The 9,313-nt window shown below is 65.0% G+C and carries 9 protein-coding genes; 8 read left to right on the forward strand and 1 reads right to left on the reverse strand.

Annotated elements, in window-relative coordinates; all coding sequences use genetic code 11:
* Nucleotides 1–47 precede the first annotated feature (47 nt).
* The 5 genes from GDH07_RS16725 (at nucleotide 48) to GDH07_RS16745 (ending at nucleotide 6,328) form a co-directional block, all read left to right on the forward strand.
* Entirely contained in the window at nucleotides 48–1,160 is a 1,113-nt protein-coding gene (locus GDH07_RS16725; protein WP_152898244.1) for a polyamine ABC transporter substrate-binding protein, read from the forward strand.
* Nucleotides 1,161–1,522: 362 nt separating this feature from the next.
* Nucleotides 1,523–2,047 carry a DUF2867 domain-containing protein gene (locus GDH07_RS16730; RefSeq protein ID WP_152898245.1) on the forward strand — a complete coding sequence of 175 codons (525 nt, stop codon included), beginning with the start codon at nucleotides 1,523–1,525 and terminating at the stop codon, nucleotides 2,045–2,047.
* Nucleotides 2,048–2,252: 205 nt separating this feature from the next.
* Nucleotides 2,253–2,693, forward strand: a complete 441-nt coding sequence (locus GDH07_RS16735; protein ID WP_022641043.1) for a CBS domain-containing protein — start codon at nucleotides 2,253–2,255, stop codon at nucleotides 2,691–2,693.
* 419 nt (nucleotides 2,694–3,112) lie between these two features.
* Nucleotides 3,113–5,344, forward strand: a complete 2,232-nt coding sequence (locus GDH07_RS16740) for an LTA synthase family protein (protein WP_152898246.1) — start codon at nucleotides 3,113–3,115, stop codon at nucleotides 5,342–5,344.
* 144 nt (nucleotides 5,345–5,488) lie between these two features.
* A complete protein-coding gene (locus GDH07_RS16745; protein WP_152898247.1) occupies nucleotides 5,489–6,328 on the forward strand; it encodes an NAD-dependent protein deacetylase in 840 nt (279 codons plus the stop codon).
* Between the two features lies 1 nt (nucleotide 6,329).
* Here the strand turns inward: GDH07_RS16745 and GDH07_RS16750 are convergent, their stop codons facing one another.
* Nucleotides 6,330–7,229 carry a LysR family transcriptional regulator gene (locus tag GDH07_RS16750; protein ID WP_152898248.1) on the reverse strand — a complete coding sequence of 300 codons (900 nt, stop codon included), beginning with the start codon at nucleotides 7,227–7,229 and terminating at the stop codon, nucleotides 6,330–6,332.
* Between the two features lie 188 nt (nucleotides 7,230–7,417).
* Here GDH07_RS16750 and GDH07_RS16755 point away from each other — a divergent pair, with 188 nt between their 5' ends.
* From GDH07_RS16755 to GDH07_RS16765, 3 genes are all read left to right on the forward strand, one after another.
* A complete protein-coding gene (locus tag GDH07_RS16755; protein ID WP_053136486.1) occupies nucleotides 7,418–8,116 on the forward strand; it encodes a CoA transferase subunit A in 699 nt (232 codons plus the stop codon).
* A 36-nt stretch (nucleotides 8,117–8,152) separates the two neighbouring features.
* Complete coding sequence (locus GDH07_RS16760; RefSeq protein ID WP_031320552.1) at nucleotides 8,153–8,812, forward strand: CoA transferase subunit B; 660 nt, start codon at nucleotides 8,153–8,155, stop codon at nucleotides 8,810–8,812.
* Between the two features lie 10 nt (nucleotides 8,813–8,822).
* Nucleotides 8,823–9,313: thiolase family protein (locus GDH07_RS16765; protein WP_281356326.1), on the forward strand; the 491-nt coding region annotated here is incomplete at its 3' end.

Consider the following 9,313-nt stretch of genomic DNA (forward strand, 5'->3'; position numbering starts at 1 on the left):
AAGGCCGCCCAGGCGGCCGTTTTGAGAATAAGAATGGAGTTGTCGTGATGAAAATGCCTGGCAGGATATGGTCCGCCAAACTGCTGCTGACACTGTCCCTGACCGGTGCCCTGGTCGCCGGCGCCCAAGCTGGCGACAAAGTGCTGCGCGTCTATAACTGGTCGGACTACATCGCCCCGGACACCCTGAAGAAATTCGAGGCCGAGACCGGCATCCACGTGACCTACGACGTCTTCGACAGCAACGAGACCCTGGAAGCGCGACTGCTGACCGGCAAGTCGGGCTACGACATCGTAGTACCGTCCAACAGCTTCCTGGCCAAGCAGATCAAGGCCGGGGTCTACCAGGAACTGGACAAGTCCAAGCTGCCCAACTGGCAGAACCTCAACCCCGTGCTGCTCAAGAACGCTTCCGCCAGCGACCCGGGCAATGCCCATGCCTTCCCCTACATGTGGGGTTCGATCGGCATCGGCTACAACCCGGACAAGGTCAAGGCGGCCCTGGGCAGCGACGCACCGATCAACTCCTGGGACCTGCTGTTCAAGCCCGAGAACGCCGAGAAGCTCAAGGCCTGCGGCATCAGCTTCCTCGACTCGCCCACCGAGATGCTCCCGGCCGCCCTGCACTACCTGGGCTACCCGGCGGCCAGCAAGGACAAGGCGCAGATCCTCGAGGCCGAGGCGCTGTTCATGAAGATCCGCCCGTCGGTGACCTACTTCCATTCCTCCAAGTACATCTCGGACCTGGCCAACGGCAACATCTGCGTGGCCGTGGGTTACTCCGGCGACGTGCTGCAGGCCCGCTCGCGCGCCGAAGAAGCGGGCAACAAGGAGAAAGTCGCCTTCAGCATTCCCAAGGAAGGCGCCGGCAGCTTCTACGACATGATGGCGATTCCCAAGGACGCCACCAACGTCGACAACGCCTACCTGTTCATGAACTTCCTGATGCGCGCGGACATCATCGCCGAGGTCACCAACAGCCTGGGCTACAGCAACGCCAATGCCGCCGCCACACCGCTGGTGGACGAGGCGATCCGCAACGATCCGGCCTCCTACCCGCCCCAGGACGTACTGGCCACCCTGTATGCGGTACCCGACCAGCCGATCCCTATCCAGCGCGTGATGAACCGCGGCTGGACCCGGATCAAGCTGGGCAAGTGATCCTCTATCCCCTCTTCCGTTCACGTCGCGCCTTACCACCGCGACACTCCTGCGAACGGCTTCACCCGGCTCCCTCGGTTGGGGTGAATCCTTGGCGCCTGCGGGCGCCTTTTTTCATGCTGCCTGCCACCTTCTGCGCATAGCCACTGCCCAGGTCTTGCTGGGCGTTGCGGCCATTGACAGGTACAGCGGAGGCCTCGAGGTCGCTTCGTGTAGCCGCTGCCGCAGGCTGCGCACGGGCGCGTAGCGGCCGCCGGGGCTCGACCTTGTCGCAACCTCGCAGGCTCGGCAGCGGCCATAACACAATGGTATTTTTGCCGCGCGCCACCAGGCGCCGTCATGACCTACAGGGAATCGTATCGATGCATACCGCCGTCCAGCCTTGCCCAGTGCCCAGCCCATCCAGCATCGCCAGCCTGGCCGTCGGGGCAAGCTTCATCGATTGCCGCAAGGTGCTGGCCGACGACCCCGAACGCAGCGCCATGCGCCACCTGCTGGGTCTGATGAGCCGGACCCCGGCCTGGATCGACCGGATGATGGCCCTGCGTAATCGCGTGGTGCAACTGGTCGGCCTCAAGGATCTGGGGCGCCTGACCCGTATCGACCTGGCACGAGCCGATGAGGACTACCAGCCGGGCCAGCGGGTCGGCATCTTCACCCTGGTGTCGCAGACGCCCGACGAAGTGCTGGTGGTGGACCGCGACAAGCACCTGGACGTGTACCTGTCCCTGAATCGCCTGCCCCTGAACGACGACGGGCAACGCCCGGTGGTGCTGTCCACCGTGGTGCACCCGCACAACCTGCTGGGGCGCCTGTACATGCTGCCGGTAGCGCCCTTTCACCGGATCATCGCGCCCATGACCCTGGCCAATATCAACCGCTGCTGAACCGCTGCGCCCAGGATTGGAGCACCCGATGCCAAGGCCAGGCGGGACTTTTCCTGGCAAGGCAGCAGAAAAAACCTGCCGATTGACGTTTTTCGCCGTCTATCTGCCGCTTTCAGCCTTGCCGGCCGGCCCAGTCTCTACGATTCTGTAGAACCCACCTTGGGGCGGCCGGCGCCGCCCCCTGCAGAACAACCGGAGCGCCCCAATGAAGAGCGTCGCAGAACTGCTGAAACTCAAGGCCAAGCACCATCAGCAAGTGCACACCATCGCCCCGCAGCAGATGGTGCTGGAAGCCCTGATGCTGATGGCCGAGAAAAACGTCGGCGCCTTGCCGGTCCTGGAAAACGGCGCAGTGGTCGGGGTCATCAGCGAACGCGACTATGCGCGCAAGCTGGTGCTGCACGGGCGCTCCTCGGTGGGCACGCCGGTGAGCGCGATCATGAGCTCGCCGGTGATCACCGTGGACTCGCACCAGAATGTCGAGACCTGCATGAGCATCATGACCGACAACCACCTGCGCCACCTGCCCGTGGTGGAGAACGGCCAGTTGCTGGGCCTGCTGTCCATCGGCGACCTGGTCAAGGAAGCGATCGCCGAACAGGCCGACCTGATCCGCCAGCTGGAGCAGTACATCCGCGGCGAGTGATGCCCTCCAGGGGCCGGACCTTCGGCTCCTCCCACCACCCCGAGGACCAGCGCAGGCCTTGGCCAATCCTGCCAATCACGGACAACGCCATGGGCAGCGGGGATATCTGCCTGCCCGGGACTCGCCAAGCCCGGGCCCAGGCATACGACGCAGATTGCCTGGCACGGGTGATGCTCCTGCCTCGCTGGCCGGCAGCGCCGCCACTGGCCACGCGTTTTTTTAACAACCTGCAATAGTAAATCCAGCCTGCACACCCGGCCCCTAGGCGCCCCGCGAGCCCCTGTTCCAGGGCCCTGCAGCTCCCTGATGGCGCACTGGGGCGTCCAACAACATCTCCTGGATCAGCATCGCGCCGGCAATTTATGGCAGGACTTGCCGTCGGGTCTTGTTACCATTGCGCACATTTGCGTGAAGCTTTGATGACAGGCAGGTTATCTGTGAATTTTATCCGTCGTTGCCTACAACACCCCCTTGCCCCCCTGTGCACCCTGTTCGGCCTTCTGTTGCTGATCCCCATGGGCGCGCGCCTGGCCCTGGGCTGGTCCAACCCGCTGGGCTACCTTTCCGACCTGGCCAGCGCCAGCCTGCTCACCGTGCTGCTGTACCGCCGACACTGGTGGCTGGCCTTGCCTGTGCTGGTGATCTGGGCCCTGCTGACCCTGGTCAGCGCCGAGCTGGTCAGCGCCGTGGGCCGCATGCCCAACGTCTCCGACCTGCACTACCTGGTGGACCCGCAATTCGTCGAGAACTCCACTGGCGGCGGCCAGGCCCACCCCGAGCTGGGCCTGGCGCTGTTGCTGGGCCTGGTGCTGTGGCTGGTAGTGCAGCGCAGCAGTCGCGGGGTATCGCTGCCGGCCCTGCCTCGCCACGCCTGGAGCCTGCCGGCGGTGCTGCTGCTGGCCCACGGTGGCATCCAGTACCTCAAGCCCAGCGAGGCTGACCAATGGCAGTTGTTCAACCTGCCGCACCAGGCCCTGGCCACTGCCGTGGGCCAGGCGCAAATCCGCGTGGAAGACTGGCTCGATGGCGACGCCCCAGACACGCCAGTGCAGATGGCCGGCCTGACCAGCCTGGATCTCGAAGGCCAGCCGCTGCTGCCCAGCGCCGGCCGGGCGCGCAACGTGCTGCTGATCGCCCTGGAAGGCATTCCCGGCGCCTATATCAAGACCAACCGCGAAGCGCTGCATAGCCGCTACCAGGAAAACCTGATGCCCAAGCTCAGCGCCTGGGCCGAACGCGGGATGAACACCCCCGACTACGTACTGCACAGCCACCAGACCATCCGCGGCCTGTACGCCATGCTCTGCGGCGACTATGACAAGCTGGACAACGGCACGCCCAAGGGCGTGGAGATGCTGACCCAGAACCAGCGCAACAAGGCCTGCCTGCCGGCGCAGATGCACAAGTTCGGCTTCCAGACCCACTACTTGCAGGGTGCCGGCCTGCGCTTCATGGCCAAGGACAAGATCATGCCGCACATCGGCTTCGATTCGACCCATGGCCTGGAATGGTTCAACAACCCCAATTACCTGGAATTTCCCTGGGGCAAGGATGACAAGGCGTTCTTCGAAGGCGCCCTGGGCTACATCGACCAGCTGAAGAAGAACAAGCAGCCGTGGATGCTCACCCTGCTGACCGTCGGCACCCACCAGCCCTACTCGGCCCCCGAGGAGTACCTGGAACGCTATGACACGCCCAAGCAGGCTGCGGTCGGTTACCTGGACGACGCCATCGGCAACTTCCTCGAGGGCCTGGAGCGCAAGGGCGTGCTCAAGGACACCCTGGTGATCATCACGTCCGATGAGTCCCACGGCATCGACGGCGTGCGCCTGGCCTCGTCCTGGGGCTTCAACCTGATGCTGGCCCCGGACCAGCAACTGTTGCCGCACATCAAGTCCGGTACCTATGGCCATGTCGACCTCAGTGCCTCGGTGCTGGACTACTTCGCCCTGCCGGTGCCCGCCAGCCTCAGCGGCCGCTCGTTGTTCCGCGACTATGCCGGGGGCCGGGAAATCATGTCCTACACCAACGGCAAGCTGCGCTACCACGATGGCCAGGGCACCTTCACCGAGTGTGATTTCCAGCAGCGCTGCCGCAACTACGCCAGCCCCGGCTTCATCGCCGACAGCGCCAGCTTCCTGACCCAGTACGGCGGCCAGCGGGCCCGGCTGGTCAGCGCCCGGGCCACGAACCTGGACCGCAGCCTGTTGCAATCGCCGCTGAACCAGCACTACCAGTTCGGCAGCCCGGCGATCATCCCGCTGCAAGCGCAGATCAAGGACGACTGGGCCGACAACCTGATCGGCGCCCAGTACCTGGAAATGCCCAAGGGCTCGCAGACCCGGGTGCGCTTCACCGTGCGCTCGGCCGATCCGCAGCAGAACGCCTACATCCTGCTCAAGGGCAAGGAACTGGAACAGGACGTGCCTCTGGGCCTGCCGGACGAAATGCTGGTGACCCCGGACCAGCCCCTGCAGATGGATTTCAGCTTCGACAACCCGCAGACCCGCAAGGCATTCTCCTTCCACCTGCTGGGCTATGGCCTGGGCGCCGTGGAAGTCAGCGACTTCAGCGTGATCACCGAACTGCCGGGCCAGGAAGACAACAACGTGGACATGTCCCTGGAGGACGACAGCGAGCATTCCAGCTGATCCACGGGCGGGCCTGCCCATGCCCTGCGGCAGGCCCCACGGTAATCCGGAACCTGGTCCAGGTTCCGCCACCTGCTGACGGGCGCTGGCGCAACGCCGGCTTTGCGGCTATTTCTACCAGGCCTGCCTGAACGAGCCCCGAGCATGAACCAACCCGCCGCGCCATCCCTGGAACGACTCGCCGCCGCCCTGGACACCCAGCCTTTCATGGTCTTGACCGGAGCCGGTATCAGCACCCCTTCGGGCATCCCCGACTACCGCGACAACGAAGGCGTGCGCCGTGGGCGGCAACCGATGATGTACCAGGAATTCCTCAACCAGAGCGAAGCCCGCCGGCGCTACTGGGCCCGGGCCATGCTCGGCTGGCCGCGCATCCGCCAGGCCCGGCCGAACGCCGCGCACCTGGCCCTGGCGCAGTTGCAGGCCAGAGGACGGATCGCCGGGGTGATCACCCAGAACGTCGACACCCTGCACGACCAGGCCGGCAGCCCCGGGGTCATCGAACTCCACGGCAGCTTGCACTGGGTGCTGTGCCTGGACTGCAACCAGCGCAGCGAGCGCGACGCCATCCAGCAACAGTTGGAGACACAGAACCCGTACCTGGCCGGCGTTGACGCAGTACAGGCGCCCGATGGCGATACCCTGCTGGACCCGGCCTTCGAGGCACGCTTCCAGGTGCCCCACTGCCCCCACTGCCAAGGCGCGCGGCTCAAGCCCGACGTGGTGTTCTTCGGCGAGAACGTGGCCCCGCCCACGGCCGCCGAGGCCTGGAGTGCGGTACATGAAGCCGGCGGCCTGCTGGTGGTGGGATCGTCGCTGATGGCCTACTCGGCCTTTCGCCTGTGTCGGGCGGTGGTCGAGCAAGGCAAGCCGCTGCTGGCCATCAATTTCGGCAAGACCCGCGCCGATGCGTTGCTGGACCTCAAGCTGGAGCAGCCCTGCGACCAGGCCCTGCCCTGGCTCGCCGAACGCCTGGGCAGTTGAATCAGGCAGGCAGGCGCTGGCCGAGGCTGGCCTCGCGCAGGATGTCGAACAAGGCCTGGGCCGCGGTGGACAGCTCTTCTCCCGGCTTGGTCAGTACTCCGATGGCCCGCTCCACTACCGGCTCGCCGAGGGTGATGCAGTGCCCACCCAGCTCACGCATCTGCCCGGCACACAAGGCCGGTACCGCGCTCACCCCAAGGCCGCTGGCGACCATGCGGCCCACGGTCGCCAACTGGTGGCTCTCGAACTCCACCGGCAACTGCACGCCCTGGGCCCGCAGATGCTCCTCGAGCATGACTCGCACCGTGGAGGGGCGCTGCAGGGTGATGAAGGGCTCCTGCAAAAGCGTCTGCCAGTCGATCTTGCTGCGCTGTGCCAGGGGCGACTCCCGGGACACCACGGCGACGAAGCGATCGACATACAGCGGGGTGAACGCCAGCGAAGTGCTGTCCTGGGGTTCGAAGGCCACCCCCAGCTCGACTTCGCGGTCGCGGACCATCTCCAGCACCTGCTCGTTGATCACATCGTTGACCGTGACGTTGACTTGCGGGTAGCGGGCCCGGAACTGCTTGAGGATCGGCGGCAGCAGGTTGCCGGCGAAGGACGGCATGGCCGCCAGGGTCACCCGCCCGCGTTGTAAGGTGAAGCGCTGGCGCATTTCGTCCTCGGCGTTGTCCCAGTCGGCGATCAGGCGCCGGGCCAGGGGCAACAGCGCCTCGCCCTCGGGCGTCAGGGCGACGTTGCGCGTATTGCGGGTGAACAAGCGTCCGCCCAGACCCTCTTCCAGGGCCTTGATGGTCAGGCTCAGCGCCGACTGCGAGAGGTGCAGGCGCTCACAGGCCAGGGCGAAACTCATGCTGTGGGCCACCGCCAGGAAGGCCCTTATCTGTTTGACCGTCATCCATCATCCTCAGGAGGCGCAGCTACAGGCCACAAGCTATAAGCTTGCAGCTTGCAGCTTGCAGCGCATTATGCTGTTTTTCAAATCAATCAACCTTAAAAATCAACTTAACAAATCAATCCCATGGCGCAACACTGATCCCACAACGGCTGGCCAGCCGCCAACGAACAAGAAAGAGGATGGTGCATATGGCAGGTTTCGATAAGCGCGTGGCGTCCTACGAGGAAGCCCTGGAAGGTCTGCAAGACGGCATGACCGTGATCGCCGGGGGCTTCGGCCTGTGCGGCATTCCCGAGAACCTGATCGCCGAGATCAAGCGCCGGGGGACCCGCGACCTGACCGTGGTATCCAACAACTGTGGCGTCGACGGCTTCGGCCTGGGCGTGCTGCTCGAAGACCGCCAGATCAGCAAGGTGGTGGCCTCCTATGTCGGCGAGAACGCCCTGTTCGAGCAGCAACTGCTCAGCGGCGAGATCGAGGTGGTACTGACCCCCCAGGGCACCCTGGCGGAAAAAATGCGCGCAGGCGGCGCCGGCATCCCGGCCTTCTTCACCGCCACCGGCGTCGGTACTCCCGTGGCCGAAGGCAAGGAGACCCGCGAGTTCAATGGCCGCACCTACCTGATGGAAGAGTCCATCACCGGCGACTTCGCCATCGTCAAGGGCTGGAAGGCCGACCACTTCGGCAACGTGATCTATCGCCACACCGCACAGAACTTCAACCCCCTGGCGGCCACCGCCGGCAAGATCACCGTGGTCGAGGTGGAAGAAATCGTCGAGCCGGGCGAACTGGACCCGGCGCAGATCCATACCCCGGGCATCTACGTCGACCGGGTCATCTGCGGCACCTTCGAGAAGCGCATCGAACAGCGCACCGTGCGCAAGTGATCGCCCTTCCCCAGCCCGACTAAAAGGACAATAAACATGGCTCTTACCCGCGAACAAATGGCTCAGCGCGTCGCCCGCGAACTGCAGGACGGCTACTACGTGAACCTGGGCATCGGCATCCCGACCCTGGTGGCCAACTACATCCCCGACGGCATGGAAGTCATGCTGCAATCGGAAAACGGCCTCCTGGGCATGGGCGCCTTCCCCACCGAAGACCAGATCGACGCCGACATGATCAACGCCGGCAAACAGACCGTGACCGCACGCATCGGCGCATCGATCTTCTCCTCCGCCGAATCCTTCGCGATGATCCGCGGCGGCCACATCGACCTTACCGTGCTCGGCGCCTTCGAAGTGGACGTGCAGGGCAACATCGCCTCGTGGATGATCCCCGGCAAGCTGGTCAAGGGCATGGGCGGCGCCATGGACCTGGTGGCCGGTGCCGACAACATCATCGTCACCATGACCCACGCGTCCAAGGATGGCGAGTCCAAGCTGCTCAGCCGCTGCAGCCTGCCGCTGACCGGCGCGCAGTGCATCAAGCGCGTGCTCACCGACCTGGCCTACCTCGAAATCGAGGATGGCGCCTTCATCCTCAAGGAACGCGCCCCCGGGGTCAGCGTCGAGGAAATCGTCAGCAAGACCGCCGGCAAGCTGATCGTGCCGGACCACGTTCCCGAAATGCAGTTCGCCTGAGGAGCCCATCATGCAAGACGTCGTAATCGTTGCCGCTACCCGCACCGCCGTGGGCACCTTCCAGGGCTCGCTGGCGGCCATTCCCGCCGTCGACCTCGGCGCCGCGGTGATCCGCCAACTGCTGGCCCAGACCGGCATCGACCCGGCCCAGGTCGACGAAGTCATCATGGGCCAGGTGCTCACCGCCGGCGCCGGGCAAAACCCCGCACGCCAGGCCGCGATCAAGGCCGGCCTGCCCCATGCCGTGCCCGCCATGACCCTGAACAAGGTCTGCGGCTCCGGCCTCAAGGCCCTGCACCTGGCCGCCCAGGCCATCCGCTGCGGCGACGCCGAGGTGATCATCGCCGGCGGCCAGGAGAACATGAGCCTGGCCAACTACGTCCTGCCCGGCGCCCGCACCGGCCTACGCATGGGCCACAGCCAGATGATCGACTCCATGATCAGCGATGGCCTGTGGGATGCCTTCAACGACTATCACATGGGCATCACCGCCGAGAACCT

Source organism: Pseudomonas piscis (assembly GCF_009380155.1).
GTDB classification, from domain to species: Bacteria; Pseudomonadota; Gammaproteobacteria; order Pseudomonadales; family Pseudomonadaceae; genus Aquipseudomonas; species Aquipseudomonas piscis.

Bases quoted from the DNA above. Each gene is read 5' to 3' on its own strand.
- GDH07_RS16725 (WP_152898244.1), top strand. From the start codon at position 48: ATGAAAATGCCTGGCAGGATATGGTCCGCCAAACTGCTGCTGACACTG.
- GDH07_RS16755 (WP_053136486.1), top strand. From the start codon at position 7,418: ATGGCAGGTTTCGATAAGCGCGTGGCGTCCTACGAGGAAGCCCTGGAA.
- GDH07_RS16745 (WP_152898247.1), top strand. From the start codon at position 5,489: ATGAACCAACCCGCCGCGCCATCCCTGGAACGACTCGCCGCCGCCCTG.
- GDH07_RS16750 (WP_152898248.1), bottom strand. From the start codon at position 7,229: ATGACGGTCAAACAGATAAGGGCCTTCCTGGCGGTGGCCCACAGCATG.
- GDH07_RS16730 (WP_152898245.1), top strand. From the start codon at position 1,523: ATGCATACCGCCGTCCAGCCTTGCCCAGTGCCCAGCCCATCCAGCATC.
- GDH07_RS16740 (WP_152898246.1), top strand. From the start codon at position 3,113: ATGACAGGCAGGTTATCTGTGAATTTTATCCGTCGTTGCCTACAACAC.
- GDH07_RS16760 (WP_031320552.1), top strand. From the start codon at position 8,153: ATGGCTCTTACCCGCGAACAAATGGCTCAGCGCGTCGCCCGCGAACTG.
- GDH07_RS16735 (WP_022641043.1), top strand. From the start codon at position 2,253: ATGAAGAGCGTCGCAGAACTGCTGAAACTCAAGGCCAAGCACCATCAG.